The organism is Bradyrhizobium sp. B120 (genome assembly GCF_049075665.1).
Classification (GTDB): domain Bacteria; phylum Pseudomonadota; class Alphaproteobacteria; order Rhizobiales; family Xanthobacteraceae; genus Bradyrhizobium.
Window position 1 is genome coordinate 6,107,469 of record NZ_CP185242.1, and the last position, 15,616, is coordinate 6,123,084.

12 protein-coding genes and 1 tRNA gene are annotated in these 15,616 nt (G+C 59.4%); 6 read left to right on the top strand and 7 right to left on the bottom strand.

Annotated elements, in window-relative coordinates; translation table 11 throughout:
• Positions 1–72: 72 nt before the first annotated feature.
• Together ACOIX3_RS28415 and ACOIX3_RS28420 are read right to left on the bottom strand one after the other, a co-directional pair.
• On the bottom strand, positions 73–588 hold the full coding sequence (locus ACOIX3_RS28415) for an RNA polymerase sigma factor (protein ID WP_420965295.1): 516 nt from the start codon (positions 586–588) through the stop codon (positions 73–75).
• Positions 585–1,268: a secretin and TonB N-terminal domain-containing protein gene (locus ACOIX3_RS28420; RefSeq protein WP_420965296.1), complete on the bottom strand. Its 684-nt coding sequence runs from the start codon at positions 1,266–1,268 to the stop codon at positions 585–587. The genes ACOIX3_RS28415 and ACOIX3_RS28420 overlap by 4 nt, the downstream gene beginning before the upstream one ends.
• A gap of 919 nt (positions 1,269–2,187) precedes the next feature.
• Here ACOIX3_RS28420 and ACOIX3_RS28425 point away from each other — a divergent pair.
• From ACOIX3_RS28425 to ACOIX3_RS28440, 4 genes are all read left to right on the top strand, one after another.
• Positions 2,188–2,261 (top strand) — tRNA-Arg (locus ACOIX3_RS28425).
• A gap of 585 nt (positions 2,262–2,846) precedes the next feature.
• Positions 2,847–4,019 (top strand): Fic family protein, encoded by a 1,173-nt coding sequence (locus tag ACOIX3_RS28430; RefSeq protein ID WP_420965297.1) that lies wholly within the window; start codon positions 2,847–2,849, stop codon positions 4,017–4,019.
• A complete protein-coding gene (locus ACOIX3_RS28435; RefSeq protein ID WP_420965298.1) occupies positions 4,016–5,353 on the top strand; it encodes a hypothetical protein in 1,338 nt (445 codons plus the stop codon). Before ACOIX3_RS28430 ends, ACOIX3_RS28435 begins: the two co-directional genes overlap by 4 nt.
• The gene (locus tag ACOIX3_RS28440; RefSeq protein ID WP_420965299.1) at positions 5,350–7,728 is read left to right on the top strand and encodes a hypothetical protein; all 2,379 of its coding nucleotides are present in this window, start codon (positions 5,350–5,352) and stop codon (positions 7,726–7,728) included. The genes ACOIX3_RS28435 and ACOIX3_RS28440 overlap by 4 nt, the downstream gene beginning before the upstream one ends.
• Before the next feature lie 533 nt (positions 7,729–8,261).
• On the opposite strand, the gene ACOIX3_RS28445 is transcribed toward ACOIX3_RS28440, so the two are convergent.
• The 5 genes from ACOIX3_RS28445 to ACOIX3_RS28465 form a co-directional block, all read right to left on the bottom strand.
• The gene (locus ACOIX3_RS28445) at positions 8,262–9,323 is read right to left on the bottom strand and encodes a CBASS cGAMP-activated phospholipase (protein ID WP_420965300.1); all 1,062 of its coding nucleotides are present in this window, start codon (positions 9,321–9,323) and stop codon (positions 8,262–8,264) included.
• Positions 9,298–9,786, bottom strand: coding sequence for a hypothetical protein (locus tag ACOIX3_RS28450; RefSeq protein ID WP_420965301.1), 489 nt, complete (start codon positions 9,784–9,786; stop codon positions 9,298–9,300). The genes ACOIX3_RS28445 and ACOIX3_RS28450 overlap by 26 nt, the downstream gene beginning before the upstream one ends.
• Positions 9,783–11,027 (bottom strand): nucleotidyltransferase, encoded by a 1,245-nt coding sequence (locus ACOIX3_RS28455; protein ID WP_420965302.1) that lies wholly within the window; start codon positions 11,025–11,027, stop codon positions 9,783–9,785. The genes ACOIX3_RS28450 and ACOIX3_RS28455 overlap by 4 nt, the downstream gene beginning before the upstream one ends.
• Positions 11,028–11,760: 733 nt before the next feature.
• Entirely contained in the window at positions 11,761–11,964 is a 204-nt protein-coding gene (locus tag ACOIX3_RS28460) for a cold-shock protein (protein WP_420965303.1), read from the bottom strand.
• Positions 11,965–12,993: 1,029 nt separating this feature from the next.
• On the bottom strand, positions 12,994–13,506 hold the full coding sequence (locus ACOIX3_RS28465) for a hypothetical protein (RefSeq protein ID WP_420965304.1): 513 nt from the start codon (positions 13,504–13,506) through the stop codon (positions 12,994–12,996).
• A 125-nt stretch (positions 13,507–13,631) separates the two neighbouring features.
• Between ACOIX3_RS28465 and ACOIX3_RS28470 the strand changes: the two genes are divergently transcribed.
• Both ACOIX3_RS28470 and ACOIX3_RS28475 read left to right on the top strand, forming a co-directional pair.
• Complete coding sequence (locus ACOIX3_RS28470; protein ID WP_420965305.1) at positions 13,632–13,979, top strand: spore coat protein U domain-containing protein; 348 nt, start codon at positions 13,632–13,634, stop codon at positions 13,977–13,979.
• Between the two features lie 711 nt (positions 13,980–14,690).
• Complete coding sequence (locus ACOIX3_RS28475) at positions 14,691–15,251, top strand: hypothetical protein (protein ID WP_420965306.1); 561 nt, start codon at positions 14,691–14,693, stop codon at positions 15,249–15,251.
• Positions 15,252–15,616 lie beyond the last annotated feature (365 nt).

Consider the following 15,616-nt stretch of genomic DNA (forward strand, 5'->3'; position numbering starts at 1 on the left):
CACCTACGCAGAGATGCGGCGGCTTTTGCCACCACTCTCAAGAAGACGTTTCCAGACGGGCGGAACCGCATGCTATCCGCCGCTCCGATCACGCCGCATCAGACAATATTCTTGCGCCCGCTGCAGCTCTAGCTCAACCAGGCGCAGGGAAATACCGAAGCGGCGGGCTATCTCCTGCCGCGGCATCTGGTCGAGCCGCGCCGCCAGCAGAATCGCGCGGCGGCGCGGCGGCAGCTCGTGCAGGATGGCTTCCAGCCCGCGCAGATCCGAACGCGCGCGCGTCACCTGCTCCGGATCTGGCGCGCCATCGGCGATCTCGAGCAGTCCATCGACCTCGGCTGCGCTCAGGGTGCGGCTATCGGTATTGCGTTGGCGATCACGCGCCGCGTTCATGGCGACGCCAAAAATATAGCTGCCGGGATCGCGGACGACACCGACCGAATCCACCCGGGCGATGCGCAGCCAGGCGTCCTGCAGCGCCTCGCCCGCCAGCTCGGCCGATCCGAGCCGTCTTGCCAGCCGTCGCTTGAGTTCATCATAGCGCTCGACCAGCAGGCGTCTTATCAGCGTCAGGGACGCCTCGGTCATGGTGCCGCGCTGGCGCGACGCGCCGGAGAACCATTACAGGCCATCGTCGTGCCAGGTCCCTGCGGGACGACCACCAGAGTAACCGGCTGGGCAAGGCCCGCCGGCGGCGGCGCGTCGACCTGCATCCGGCGTAGCGCGTGATCGATGCCCGCATCGACCGTGGCGCTGCCCGCCGAGCCCAGCCGCGCGAATCGCTCCAAATTGCCGGCCGGATCGATCCAGAACTGCAGCGCGATCCGATAATGGCCCGGCCGTGCATCGGCTTCCGCACACAGCGCGGCCCGAAGGCCGGTCTGCAGCCGCGCATAATAATGATTCACCGGAACCGGCAGCGCCGCCTGCGCCGTGGCCGGTGCGGGATAAAGCACGAACGACGTCTCTCCGAGCACACGCGCCGACAGACCGCTACCCGCAAGCAGACGCGCAAGCGCTGCGTCCGCGGTCATGGGCCCGCGCACGGCGCTGGAGTGCAGTCCGGCCGTCAGGTTGCTGTTGTAGAGGACGTTCCGGCCAGCCACGGCACCATACTGCTCGAGCGCGGCCGCCAACGGCTGGACTGTGATATCAAAGTCGATCTGCGCCTCCTGTGCCGACACGTCCGGCGGCGCCAGGACAAGACAGACGCCGAACATCAGAGCACGGCACAGCCGAGCGCTCGACGCTCGCGCATCCGGGGTCAACTCGGCTCCTCGCCTCTACAAGCCTGTCATGGTCGGGCGGGGACGATAGGCAGGCTGTGTAACAATCTCATGTCAGCAGGGATCGACGGCTGGATCGCACAGCAATTGGGATGCGGGCCGATGTTTCTGATCCTCGGCGCTTCGCCGCGCTCTCGGTCGCGCTGTGGAGCATCTGCGCTCCGTTGTTGAAGCCTGGTTGTGCGACGAAGCCCCGGGCGCGCATCGGACGGAGTGGTTTCAAGCGTCGCCTCGTGTTCACTAACAACACCGCGACCTGGGCAATCGCCGGCCTTGCCGCCGGCAAGATCCTGAAGACGGCGCTCCGCGAACAGTCCTTCAACAAGGACCGTCGCGCGAGACCCATTTGTTCTCGGCGACCACTCCGCGAAGGTCCTGGAAAATAAGGATTTTCCTTTGGTGGGCGCACCAGGGCTCGAACCTGGGACCCGCTGATTAAGAGTCAGCCCCGGGTTGAGAACAATCAATGACTTACTGGTCGCACCACTGGGCTTATCCGACTGAAAGTTGGCATTCGTCGCACGATCATAGTGCACTGCCTGATATCCGAACACGCGCTACTCGGACTTTACGGGGTCAACTGCGACTAAATGGCCATCGATCGATAGGTTCAAATCGGGGACACGCAACACCCGATCCCGGCGAAATGGAACGTCTGTTCCAGGGATCGGGGTTACGCAAGAATCGGTGGTTACCGTGGCCCGCAACCACCGATTCTTGCGATTAGTCGAACGGGCCATTCCGCGATTGGCAGCGTAGGCCGCCCGTTGCTCTCCGAAGTGTCAAGGCAGCTGGTGCGAAAAGTGATTAAGAAAAAGTATTGTAATGCAAAGGCTTGCGAGGGCTGCGTGTTGGGGTTAACTCATGCGCGAAATCTGCGTAAGCACAGCGTAAGCAGTAAGCACCCGTAGCTCAGCTGGATAGAGCGTCGCCCTCCGAAAGCGAAGGCCACACGTACGAATCGTGTCGGGTGCGGCACTTCCGAACTGTAGGACGCCACGTAAGTTTGGACTTGTGCCACCCAGGCTGGACTCGGCGCCACCTATGTCTGGACTGGCAGCGAGTACCTTCCCTCCCGCCTATGGCTTCAATGGTTAGAATTGGCCGCTCATAACGGTCTGGTTCCTGCCGGGCCCACCAATGATCTCAACGGGCTGCGGGACTTTCGCCGGCTCAGATTTCCCGCCAACCAATCGCTCAACCAATACTACGTTCTTACGTGGTGCCCGACGCGTACCCACCGCGTTCGCTGCCCCGCGCAAGTAGTCCGGGTGATGATGGCCGTACGTTTCCCGCAGCGTTTTCTCGCTCATACCAAGAAAACCAGTCGCTTCCCACATGGGAGCGCCTGCTTGCATCAACCATGTGGCGCGGTGTGCCGAAGGGTAGGCCAAGGCGGTGCAGAACAGCATGATGCACGGCAAGCAACCGGCATTGAAACCGGCACAAGAACCGGAATATTCCTTTATATAATCCGAATAACCATAATATATTCAATAAATTGACTGCACTTGAAACTGGCATAAATTCCGGTATGCTGGCAACATGGATATTGGCAGCATGGAACCGATGGTCCCGGACGAGGCGTCGCGGGCGCTCGAGGACGACGTCCTTCCGCTGGTGGCAGAAGCGAACCAGCTCGCCGGCCGTATTCATCCGATCCTACGCGAGTCAATCGGCGACCTCGTGCGATCGATGAACTGCTATTATTCGAACCTAATCGAAGGCCATGACACTCATCCGCGCGATATCGAGCGGGCCTTGGCGAACGATTTTTCTTCCGAACCGAAGAAGCGCGACCTGCAAAAGGAGGCAGTCGCCCATATTCACGTTCAGAAACTGATCGATACTGGCAGCGATCCTGATGCGTGGCCAGCCTCGGCAGCCTACGCAGCGTGGCTGCACGAGGAATTTTGTTCACGTCTGCCCCCGGAGATGCTGTTCGTCACCAATAACACGACCGGTGAACGCCTCGAAATTGTTCCCGGCGAATGGCGCAAGCGTGATGTCCAGGTTGGACGACATGTGCCGCCCGAACACGACCAGCTCGCGCGCTTTATGGCGCGGTTTGACACCGCCTATGGATCGCCGGCGCTAAGCAAGACGCGCCAGATTCAGACTGTAGGCGCCGCTCATCATCGCTTCCTGTGGATCCACCCCTTCCTCGACGGCAATGGCCGCGTGGCGAGGTTAATGTCGCATGCTCTGTTCAAGCGGCTCGGAATAGGTACGAGCCTGTGGTCGGTCGCTCGCGGCCTTGCCCGTGACGAAACACGCTACAAGGCACTACTCGCACAAGCCGACGGTCCGCGCGAGGGTGACCGTGACGGCAGGGGCAACCTCACACAACGCGGGCTCATCGAATTCTGCAAATTCTTTCTTGAGCAATCGGTCGATCAGATTCGGTTCATGAGCGGCCTACTGGAACCCGCCACGCTGCTGACGCGAATGGAAATCCACATTGAGGAAGAAATCCGAACCAAGCGCTTGCAGCGGGGAAGCTTCTCGGTGTTACGGGAGGCGGTGATGAGCGGCGAAGTCGAGCGCTCCAGAATTCCGACACTCACAGGCTTTGAAGAGCGGACCGCGCGCAACGTTACTGCGGCGTTGGTGGATCGCGGCATGCTTACGGCCGCAACCCATCGCGCGCCCTTACGTTTGGCCTTCCCCGCCGACGTTGCTGAGCGTTGGTTTCCTAACCTCTATCCAACCAACGCTGGATCGCGATCATGACCGAGAAAGTCGTCGAGCTTATCCGGCGATTCACCCCGATGTCCGCCCGTTACCGGGAATGGGACACCCTGATGCCTGAGTCGGGTCGTTCGCAACGATGGCACGAGATCGAAGAAGAGCATCGCGTCCTGATCGTCGCCGATCCAGGTGCAGGCAAAACGTTCGAAGCGAAAAGCCGCGCGTGCAAAATGCGGGAGCGCGGCAAGAAAGCATTCTTCATTCGAATCGAGAGAATCGACTCGAGCTTCGATAAGGCACTCGAGGTTGGCACTTCGGAAGAGTTCGGCGCTTGGCTTAGTTCAACCGAAGAGGCGTGGTTCTTCCTCGATTCGGTCGACGAAGCTCAAATCGAAACTCCACGTGCGCTGGAAAATGCAGTGCGTGTGTTTGGTGCACGGATCCACGATGCGCTTGAGCGGACACACGTCTTCATCACCAGCCGCGCGGATGCTTGGCGCGCGCTTCCAGACCAGACGCTGATCGAACAGCATCTTCCCTATGGCGAACCCGAACAAGCTGAAGAAAGCGAGGCCAGCGGCAAACGCGACGAGATGCTCAAGCTGTTCTGGCTTGCCGGACTTTCTGAGAACGAAATCGCATTGTTCGCGGGTCACTACGGCGTCGGCGACGTTGGTGACTTTGTCAACGCTGTTAAGCGTGGGAACCTGTTGACGCTCGCTGAACGGCCCTTCGATCTAAAGGCACTTATTGGCGTCTGGATCGCAGACCGTAAACTCGGCAGCCGCTTCGATGTTCTCCAGCGGATGATCGGTCTTCAGCTGCAGTCCGCCAAAGCGGCGCCCGCACCGGTACGGGTTGACACGGCGAAGGCGCGCGATGGTGTCCGTCTGCTGGCTGGCGCGGTGATGCTAACGGGTAAGGCCGTGATTTGTTTGCCTAATGGCGCTCATAGTTCGGATCGGCTCGATCCGCGAATGGTTTTGTCCGGCTGGAGTGACCCGGAAATCGACGCCTTACTACGTACCGGGTTGTTCGACGACATCGTCTATACAAGCGTACGCTTCCGCCATCGCGAAATCCGCGAACTGCTTGCTGCGGAGTGGGCCGGCGACCTTCTCAGTGAGCCAGAAAGTCGCGAGCAAGTTGAGCGTCTATTCTTCCGCCATAGCTACGGAGAAGATATCATCGTCCCGCGCACACGGCCGACCCTGACCTGGCTGATTCTCCTGGACCAGGCGGTGCGCGATAAGGCACTGGCGTTGTCGCCTGAGATTGCGACCGAAGGAGGCGATCCTTCCCGGCTCCCACTCGAGGTGCGTCGCTCTATGCTGCACGACATCGTCGTGAGGATCGCGAAGGAAGACAAACAATGAGCATCATGGACAACGGCGCGATCGAGCGCATTGCGACACCCGACCTGACGAACGACGCGCTTGCGCTTCTCAACACCTACGGCACGAATGACGATGTTATCTTCTTTCTCGGCCGACTGGTGTGGCAGGGTGACATGGTGAACTGCGCGCCTGTCCTCGCTGCAATCGCTTGCGATTCATCACGTGGACTGTATGCACGCATCGCTGCGATCAGAGGCGTGATGGCGGTTGGCGAGGCCGATCAGAAGGAGCGAGTGTGGAAAAGGATCGCCGACAGTGCTGACCTGCTCGATCATGCCATACTCGCCGAGCTTTTTGATTGGACCCCTCCGACGACTCACGGCGTTGAGTTGGTGCTTCGCATGCTTGAGCATACTGCGCCTTTCGAGCGGTTCAGCACTAGCGGGGTTGATCGCGCGCTCCATTTGTTCATCGAGCGCCTTCCCATCATGTCGGACGAAGCGGAGCACCATCCGTTAGGACGTTTAGTTGAGGGTCTAAACAACTTCCTCCAGCGGGAGCCTTTCATTGAGCGCGGCGAGTGCCATGTCTCGGAAGAATTCGCCTGGATCATGCCGCCCGCGCTTCATGCGGTCGATCGGCTTGTGGCCGCTCGCTCTGCCCAGGCGTATACACAAGCGGCGATTGCGGTCATGCGTAATGTGACAGCACTCCGGTTTTGGTGTGGCGGCGATGTCAACGATTACAAAGACGCGCTCTCCAAGAACGTGCCGCGCTGGCGCTATCTCAACGATCTCCTCTACTGGACCAGTGTTTCCGATGCGCGGGTCAGGCTGGAACGCAAGGGTCAACCGCTGGTCGATGACTGGCAAGTTGCCGTCTTTGGCCATTTCTGGAGCTTCGGGCCTGAAGACTTCGAGCGTTGTCTGGAGTGGGCGCGCACGAAGGGAGGCGATGATCGGTCTGTTGCTATCTCTCGGTGCGTTCTTCTCTATGTCGAGGCGGATCGACCGGCGGCGTGGCTCGCGCCACTTCGAGCGGCGGTTGCCGATAGCGAGAAACTCACGGCAATGCTTGAAGCGCGGCTGGATCCCAAGCCGTCGCCTGAGATGGAGAAAATAAACGCCGAACATCAGCGTTGGAAGCGACGGCATGAAAGGCGGGAACGCAAGGAAAAGAGGAATCGGGCCGACTGGGTGCGGGCGCTAAGGGCCGATCCCGATCGTATTCTTCATCCTGTCGGGCTTAAACCCGGGGAGTTTAGTCGCGACCAGTATTATCTGCTCGCGAGTATCATGAATGGTAGTCTCTCTACGAGCCGTGAAGATGGGGCGAACTGGCAGTCGCTTGTCCCAGATTTTGGAGAAGCTGTAGCGCGCGCCTATCGCGATGCCGCGGTGGCGCACTGGCGCGCTTATCGGCCGAAACTTCGCTCCGAAGGCGCTGATTCCAATTCCACGCCATATTCGTTACTCTTTGCGATGGCCGGCCTTGCGATTGAAGCTGCCGAAGACAGCGCCTTTGCTGAGCGACTATCGCAGGATGAGGCGCGCGTGGCGTTTCGTTACATTACTTGCGAGCTCAATGGCTTCCCTGCATGGTTTGAGCGGCTGTATCGTGCCTTTCCGGAGATCGGGCATGAGACGGTGGCAAAAGAGTTGCTTTGGGAACTTGAGCACAGCGTGGCTGAACACCCGCTCCACTACATATTGCACGACATTTGGTATCACGCGCCGTGGCTGCACGCGGACACTTCGCCGCTGATTCTCGACTGGTTGCGAGCGAACAAGATGCCGAGCGCTGAGGGGCTGCGATATTGCATCAACATCCTGACGAGCGGCGGCATACCAGCTGAGACGCTAGCCGAACTTGCAGCCGAAAATGTCGCGAATAAAGAGTTCAGTGAACAACAAGCACGCTGGTTCAGTCTCTGGGTCGATACAGATCCCGACTCCGCCATTCCGTCGTTCGAGGCTGCCCTCGAAGAATTGCCGCCTGATGACGCGTCCGCCTTAGCACAGCAGTTCGTGGTTGGTCTTCTCGGCGATCGGCATGGCACCGGGACAAGAATTGGTGCATATCGCAACGCCCGGCATCTGAAGGCGCTTTATCTCCTGATGCACCGCTTTATTCGCGTCACAGAAGATATCGAGCGTGCAAATAAGGGGGTCTACTCGCCAACTTTGCGGGATGATGCCCAAGAGGCGCGCGACAGGCTATTTAATATGCTCGTTGAGGTGCCGGGTGCTGAGGCCTATGCGGCAATCAAAGCCCTTGAAGCTGAGCATCCCGACCCCGGGCACCGTCGCTGGATGGCGGCGCGGGCCCGCGATCGTGCCACCATGGATGCCGACGAGCCGGCATGGACTGCCGAGCAAGTCCGCGACTTCGCACGGAAGATCGCGGGTTTATGAACCGGAGCGTACAGCGCATCTTCAATATGGTTCTGTCTTCTAAGTCAGCTGGATGGGAACTAAGCTCGCTACGATCGAAACACGAAACCTTCGGACCGCGGCAAGTTGAGCTATAATCTGCAAACTTGCTGAGCAGACATCAAAAGAGGTTCGGTCGTTGTTCGCCTGCTTGCGGTCCCCAGCAGGCGTTCCGGCGGAGCTCGGTCCCCTGACCGTAGCAGCGTATTGCTAGGGGGTATCGAATCCTTGGCAACAAAGAGGCTGCGACCGGCCCTTAGGAAACTGTTCTTATCCACAAAATAAGGGTTCATCGTTTGTCGTTTTCCCAGAACGCGAGACTGATCGGGGATTTCATCGCGCGCACACGTCATGGGAGCCCCCGCGCAATCGCGCTAGGAGCGGGCTGGAGCGGCGTTCCGGGGGACTGGGGCCGTGTGACATAGGGGGAGCCCCGGAAACCGCGTCCGGACTCCGTTGCTGGACGTTGGATAGGCCCCGCTAACGCGTGATCCTGTATTCCGGAATGGCCAGGTCTAGGTCTCAACAGCGCGCGGACCGTAGACCGCGGGATAGGGCTCCGCAGGAGCGAGGAGAAATCGATCCCGGATGACGTCGCCATTATCTTCGATGAGCTTGCGCGCGATGCCGGGCAGTTCGGCGCTTGCCCGCGCGTAGTCGTCGAGATCGATCGGCTTCTTGCCGTCCGTTGGCGACGGGGCATTTAGCCGGATGAGTTGATCACGACCGATTAACAGCCCGGCCTGCCCCGTCGCGTTTTGGCTTTGCAAATGCATCGCCGACGAGATGATTTTCCTCCAATCCCAAAGGCCGCCGTGCATGATCTGCCCTTCGGTGAATTTGATCTCGGTATCACCCGTTCCCAAAGATAGGATGTGGACCTGTCGGCGTTGCAGCTGATAGCAAACGAGCGCATCAACTAGTCCGATCATGACCGGATTGTTTGCCCAAACCCCGCCATCAGCGAACATCCGTTGCCCATTCTTGTAGACCGGGAAGTAGGTGGGCGCAGCCGCAGTCGCCATCGCGACCGTGACCATGTCTTCCTTCCAGTCCATTTTGTAGTCTCGATGATGAGGCGTCTTGAACACGTTGACTTCGGTAAAGCCGTCAAACGACGGAATGCACAGCCTGCGCTCCGCATTCCCTATCTTCAATGATTGGAAGACCTGCTTGAGTGGCCCCTCAAGCTTCGCTGGATCATAGCGATGGTGTTGCGCGCCTTGTATCGATCGCCACACTCTGCGGAGATTGAGGAAATTGTACCGCGCAGGCGGGAATATCTTGTCGCCATGCTCAATGTAGAGGTCAAGAATGGTCTTAGCGGTCTTCCCGATCGACAGACCCAATGCGATGATGCCGCCGGTCGAAGTGCCCGTGATCATGTCGAAGTAGTCGCCGACGCAACGTCCGTTGAGGTAGCGGGCCTCGATCTCGGTCAGCATTGTCGCGGGCAGAATGCCGCGTATGCCGCCGCCGTCGATCGATAGAATGCGGAACGGTTTGCCCTCAGGCCAAGGCAGCGGTTCGCGAAGCCCGAGCAGGGTTCCGCTAGATCGGCGCGGCGGCTGGCTCAAGACGCTTTTCCTCGTCGTTCGGGGTGACATGGCGGCCGCCGCCACGCCACTTCTTCGTTACGAGCCAGCCCTCATAGAAGTAAAGCCACTGTGCCGCCCAGTGAATGGTCGTGTCTGCGATCAGGTCGTTGATGTCCCACTCGCGCAGTGTTGGGCTGAACAGACACAAGTACGGCTCCGCGGCGGCGTCGCTGCGGCTCCAGTAGACATGGGGGATCGGCCCTTCCTCATAGTCGGGATGGCGTTCGAGCAGCGGCTTCAGCACCTGAACACGTGGTTGCGCGTCGTGAAGCGATACGTCCTCAAGAACCATCGGAATCCGATGCCGAACGCGCACAAGATGCTCGCGCTTGTCGGGCGCCAAGGTTCCGTTCCACTCAACGTGAGACTCGCCCTTGTCGACGACCTTGAAGCCAGGCCAGCACTCGGCCATGGCCTCAATCTGCTGATCGATCGTGGTCACTGCGAAAGCTCGCCTCCGCCTTCACGCGTCGCGGCCTTCGCCGGTGTTGAGCTCGGAGCGACCACAGCCGGTGCTGCCATGCCGACAACCTTGCCGGTGTTGGTGAGACGCATGCGATTTGCATCCATCTCGTGACGCTGGGCTTCGAGCTTGCTCACGATCGCATAGGATGCCGCAGTCTCACCAAACAGGCGCTTCAGAACCTCTTGCTGTTCCGCAAGGCTGAGATCTTCATTGCGCAGCTTGTAGAGGTCGACGATCAGGCGGCGGAGGTCGCCATCGTACAGGTCTTGCGCGGTCTTGTTCTCGGGCCAGCGGTCGGTGAATTCATCGGCCGGGTAAGCTGGGTTGACCACGCGCACCGTGCCGCGCGGCCCGTTGGTCTCCAAAAGGCGCGTGCGGATATAGGTTGCAATGGCGATGACTTCGTCGAGAAGGCTCGGATGCACCGGTCCAGCGTCCAGCGACATCGCGGAAAGTGCGATGGCTGGCGGCTTGCGACCCTTCCGGCTAGGCGCGCGCCATACGATGTCCCTGTTGCGCTTCAACAGCTGCAAGGCCACAACGCGCGCCGACTTTTCCTCGATCGGAACATGTTCAGGCATCGGCTGGGTCTCGGCCTTCTCGACGATCTTGCCCTCGACCAGCATACGACGGCCCTTGAACAGATCGTGGAATGCCGGGTCGAAATCGACGTGATCGTTAAAGTGCTTGGCGAAGCCCCACGGGTTCACCCGCTTGTGGTAGGATTCGCCAGTCTCCGCCTTGTGATGGAAGAGGTTCCCAGCACGCTCCGGCCCATCGATGCGCGCGATTGGCATCAGGTCGACAGTCGTGCCGTCGTCGTACTCAACGGTGACGCAACGGCTGTTCTGGGTGACCTTGCCGTGATAGCGGCTCCCCTCCTCGCCATTGATGGCCTTGAACAAGAGCGAAAGGATCGCCGAGGGCGCGGTGTTGGACGCGACATCGAGTTCCATAACAACGTCGACGTCGTGCTGGTCTTTGGCGACCCGAGAGGCGATGGCCGTACCTGTCGCGAAACTTCCGCTGGGGTAACACTCGATGACCTTATTCTCGAGCGGGCTGCCCTCGCGATCGACATACTGGCACAATGCCCGAAAATTAGTCTCGGCCACCTCGTGCTTGGTCTTTGACAACTGGATGCGACGGGCCACATCCATCAACAGAGCGTCGTAGTCGTTGAGAACGGGCCACGGCCCCGGATAGGCAACGTTCATTAATGCAACTCCTTGGCGGCACCCACCGCACATTAACTGTTCAATGTTTGTTCAGGTGGGCGCGGCGCACAAGTTCCGCAAGATTAGTTCAAACAGATTCTTTCTAGCGCAATATCTTGACTAAATTATGGTTCCATGGGCCACTAATAGTGGATTCGCGGAAAGGTCGTATCTTGGCCAGTTTCCCGTGGCTGAGGCCCGCCGTCGCTCGCAGGAAGGTTACTCGACGAGACGAGGCGGGCCTGATCGCGGGTCTGCCGCGATCATCCGGTCGTGACCGAAACGACCGGAAACGTTGCAATGCCCGCATGCTGGGGAATGACAGACGACGGCGGGCTCCGATCGTGAACGCCCAATGGGCCAGATTGGTGCTCGATGACCACTCCACATAAGCAACGACCGCAAAGGCAAACACCGCTACGACCAGAACTCCGGCCACCGAAGCGGCGGCTGCCCTCGACCATTTTTTGCTGCTGAATGATGGCATCGCGATTCTCCGACACCGGGTTTGGCCCGTTCGTTAGATCGACTCGCGATTTTCAAATGTGAATGGTCTTACAATTCACGCGCACTTGATGCTGGACACGCCACCGGCGCGCTCAAGGTGCGCCGTAAACAGCGACCCCGGCGCAGGGAGCGCCAGGCTCGCCACTAAACTCCCGGTCGGGGGGCAACGAGATCGCGGGAGCATATGTACGACTCCCTGCATTGCCACTTGTTCCCGATAGCGGTGTCAGCCGACTCTGAGGTTTTCGGCGGATGTTTTGCCGCGATTTTCGCGCTCTTCGTAGCTTACTTTCGCACCCTCATTGAGGCTGCTCAGTCCCGCTTTCTCAACGGCTGAAATGTGCACGAAGACGTCTTTGCCGCCGTTGTCGGGTTGGATGAACCCAAATCCCTTGGCCGGATTGAACCACTTAACGGTACCTGTAGCCACGCCCGATCTCCTCTTTGGAATAGAGGATTGCAGCCTAGGTCGATAGCGCAGCCGACAGCAAGAAAAACCGGCCGAGCATGAATCGGCGACCTGGGTTGCTCGCCGAAAAACGATGTCGATTTTTCAGTCGATTGGGCTGGCCAAGTGAGTCCGTTAGCAAACCAGCAAGCAGGTCGGCCCGAGGGACGGGACCGGTTTGTGGAATGTCTTGCGGTCACCGTTTCGGAGGAGCCGGCGCCCCTGCCCCTTCCTGCCGGCTCCTCTTCTCTAATTTTCCGGTCAAGCTCCGATATTGGCATCGCAGGCGGGTCTAAATTTGATCCAGGTCAAGACTTGCCGACCCGTCCTCGTTCTATCTTTGTATGCGCTGGCATTGCGGACCAGCTGAAATTCAGCCGCCGGGACAAATCATTTCGAGCCCGGCGGCGTAATTTTTTGGGGGGCGATGGCATCTGCAACTGCGCCTACAGACAAAAAGTTTCTGTGCCCGATTTGCGGTGAGGTCACACTGACCCTTTCTGCCGCAGCAGCTGCCTTTGCGTCTCGTGCAATATCTGATCTCACTTGCCCCAACGGGCACAGACTCAAAATCACGCCAGAGGGCAAGGTCGTGGTCGCCCGATAACCTCCGCGTGAACGAAACACCATTTCGGCTGTCTCGAAGCGAGCGTGAAACAAACCGCGCGCAGCCTGTCGTTCAGCACCTGAAGGGGAGCGACGGCCATGATGAATTCAGTGTGGAGGCGCAAGGGCACGTTTCGCGGCAACCGCAGTCTCGCTGTCCTGTGTCGTCATTTTGCTAGCATGGCCGCTCCCCGTTGTGTCTCGAGCAATGCGCTCGGCAGTGAGTGGCAGTGCAGCAAGGCTGGTTTTGTTTTAACCACCTGCCGTCAGCTGCCGGCAGCCTGAGCCAATCTGGCATAGGCGCTGCAATTGAGACCGTGCTGGGGATTTCAGCGTCCCAGTTCAGGAAGGAAACGCCGCCGGGCGTGTATTTTTGAGACCGGCGGCGTATTTTCTTGGGTCGGATCAGATCCAAACAGCAGCCCAGTCGGGCAAGTCTGGAAGCGGCTTGTCCAGCAGGCCAGCGACAAGCACGCCGAGGGCCACGCCTTCGACGCAGCCTTCGGTGAACTCGACATTTTCGCCGTCCCACTCGAAGTGAAGCACTGCTGAGGCTATCGCCCGCATGCCCTCGATAGTCGTGGGGCGCATCGTGATCATGCGGGCAAACATCGTTCGCATTTGGTCCATGGCATCCTCAAACGCGTCTTCAGCCGCCGTGTGGTCAGCACCGATTTCGTAAAGCCGGTGAGTCTCGTCGCTGGCCGCATCACGGAGCCGCGATATTTCGACAAACTGGCGCCCCAGCTCGATCAGCTGTGCGTCATCGGTTGCTCCCTTCGACTGTGTCCAGACTTCCGCAGCAGGGCGCTCGCCGAGGTGTTCCCGAATGAGCCAACCGAACTGGCGATCCGGCCGCCAGTTCGATGACGCCACGTCGCCACGACCTACGTTCACGACCTCGCCGGCCGGCTGCACTGTCAGAAGTGCCGCAAGGCAGCGCCCAGCCGCCGAGCTGCTGCAGCTTTGGCAACGCTCGCCGATCGGAGACGAGACGTGACCGAGCTGACGCGCCGGCGCGACAAGGAGTCGGCTCGGGAGAAATGCAGGCAACAATACCCGGGACCTACGTCTGGAGTACGACCTCTCCGGTCGCCGCCTACGCGGCCTATCTTCTAACAAGCCCGAATTGTTCGTCGAGCCCGGGAACGACGACAAATGCGGGCTCCTCCCCCTGGACGGCGACAATCGCCGGAAATTGCATTGTTTCGACCACGCCACTCAACTTCGGTAACGCTTCGCTGTTGACGTCGAATATTGACGGCGTTGGAACGATATCAGTGAAGTGCACCAATACGACCCCGTGCTCGATCGGCCTCGACATGGGCGCGTTCCACCGCAAACCTCACCCCCTCCAGGAGCCTACGCCGACACCATCGTCGTCACCGTGACCTTCTAGCCTGATCTTCCCGGATGAGCGGTTTGAAAATCCGAAAGTAAAAATCGACACAATGCCGATCGCGGCAAATGTCCAACTCCTTCAATTTCGACAGCCGATGACCGCATCAGTTTCGCGCCAGAAACGAGCTCACCGAAACGCAACGAACGCGATCAAACTCGAACAAAAGCGCTGCCAAATCAACCAAGCCGATCTTTATCCCGCCGCTCATAACGGTCTGATTGCAGGTTCGAGTCCTGCCGGGCCCACCAATAGATCAATCACTTAGCTGGTTTTCGTTTCGTAAGCTGTTGGTCACCGCACCAGAAATGCCTCGCTTCGTTGGTCCGAGTGAAGGTTCAGCAGTCCGCAAACTGCTTCTGTATCTTCTATCTAGCGACCATTTCTCCCGCGTGATCGTAGTTTAGGCGGCAATTTCGCATTTCGATTCGCGGTCACACGCTGTATTCCGTGATCGGAACGGCCCTTCGACCGACTGAGAACCTACGAACGGAACGTGCAGATCGGCGACGTTGACAGCGACGCATCCGCGTCGCCTCTGGTCCGCTCACACCTCGAAAGCGGATATAGCAGCGGCCTACCCACGGTGATCGTGTTGATGTTGGAGCGGCAGTCGTCCCGCCGCTTGGCGACAAACCTGTAGATAGATTCCACGAAAGCAGTATAGCATCCACCGGCTGTCAACCGGCACGAGGGAAAACGATTGGACATCAAGCCACTCATCGCGGCTTCATTCTCGCCTGAAGAAGCTGGGGCATATGCCGCGTATTCGCTGAGTGATGCTGATCGTACTGCGCTCGCCGCGACCGGTACCGATCTGCTAAAGCATTTCCCGCCGATCCCCGCCGCATGCCTGGCCATGAGCTCCCTCCATTCCGTTTTGCTGGAGAAGCACGTGAAGCAGAAAGCGTATGTCGTGGTCGGGTCGCTATTCGCCGACAGTGTCCGCGTTTTCGGAGAAGATGGCGAGCTGGACGGCAAGCGCTTCAGCCAATCAGACCCGTCGTGGGACGGACACGGCTGGATAGTGCTCGGCGATCAGCTGGCCGATGCCTCCCTCTTCCGCACGGCGCGGTCAGGCAAGGGACACCCGGCCCTCGCAGCGTTGGTCAAGCGGGAAGTCTCGCCGCAGGCCGGGATGATGATCTGCAAGGCGTCCGACACTGAGAAGAGCGGCCTCCGGTATGAGGCGCGCTACGTCCTCACACAGAATCAGGTCGATGGCCTGGCGCGGGGTGCCGGAAGACTGATGGGCGCTCTTTGAGCTATGCGCGCATAGCGCCGCCGACGGGGACAGTGTGCAACTGTCCATTCGGCTTGGTGAAATGAGCCAAGCACTTTTTTCCAGTTGATGCCCGCGAACGTGTAGCCCGTCATGAACGCGATCCGCTGCAAAATGCGCTCCACATCACCCTTCGTCTCTCGACGGCGGACCGTGAGCTGGTCAGGTACTCGATGGCAACGACCGCAGTAACGGACGCCGATGCTCCCGATGGATGCCCGAATCTTTCGACGGCCAAGCGCGGCACACAATATGCAGCGAGGAACAACTGGAGTCGGACTACCGGATGCCAGTCGCGGACCGACGGAAGGGTCTGCTGATAGGCAGTTTGGGGCCATATGGAAACA

Excerpts from the sequence above, each read along its gene's own strand:
- ACOIX3_RS28415 (WP_420965295.1), bottom strand. The coding sequence starts at position 588 with ATGACCGAGGCGTCCCTGACGCTGATAAGACGCCTGCTGGTCGAGCGC.
- ACOIX3_RS28430 (WP_420965297.1), top strand. The coding sequence starts at position 2,847 with ATGGAACCGATGGTCCCGGACGAGGCGTCGCGGGCGCTCGAGGACGAC.
- ACOIX3_RS28435 (WP_420965298.1), top strand. The coding sequence starts at position 4,016 with ATGACCGAGAAAGTCGTCGAGCTTATCCGGCGATTCACCCCGATGTCC.
- ACOIX3_RS28440 (WP_420965299.1), top strand. The coding sequence starts at position 5,350 with ATGAGCATCATGGACAACGGCGCGATCGAGCGCATTGCGACACCCGAC.
- ACOIX3_RS28455 (WP_420965302.1), bottom strand. The coding sequence starts at position 11,027 with ATGAACGTTGCCTATCCGGGGCCGTGGCCCGTTCTCAACGACTACGAC.
- ACOIX3_RS28470 (WP_420965305.1), top strand. The coding sequence starts at position 13,632 with ATGCAGGCAACAATACCCGGGACCTACGTCTGGAGTACGACCTCTCCG.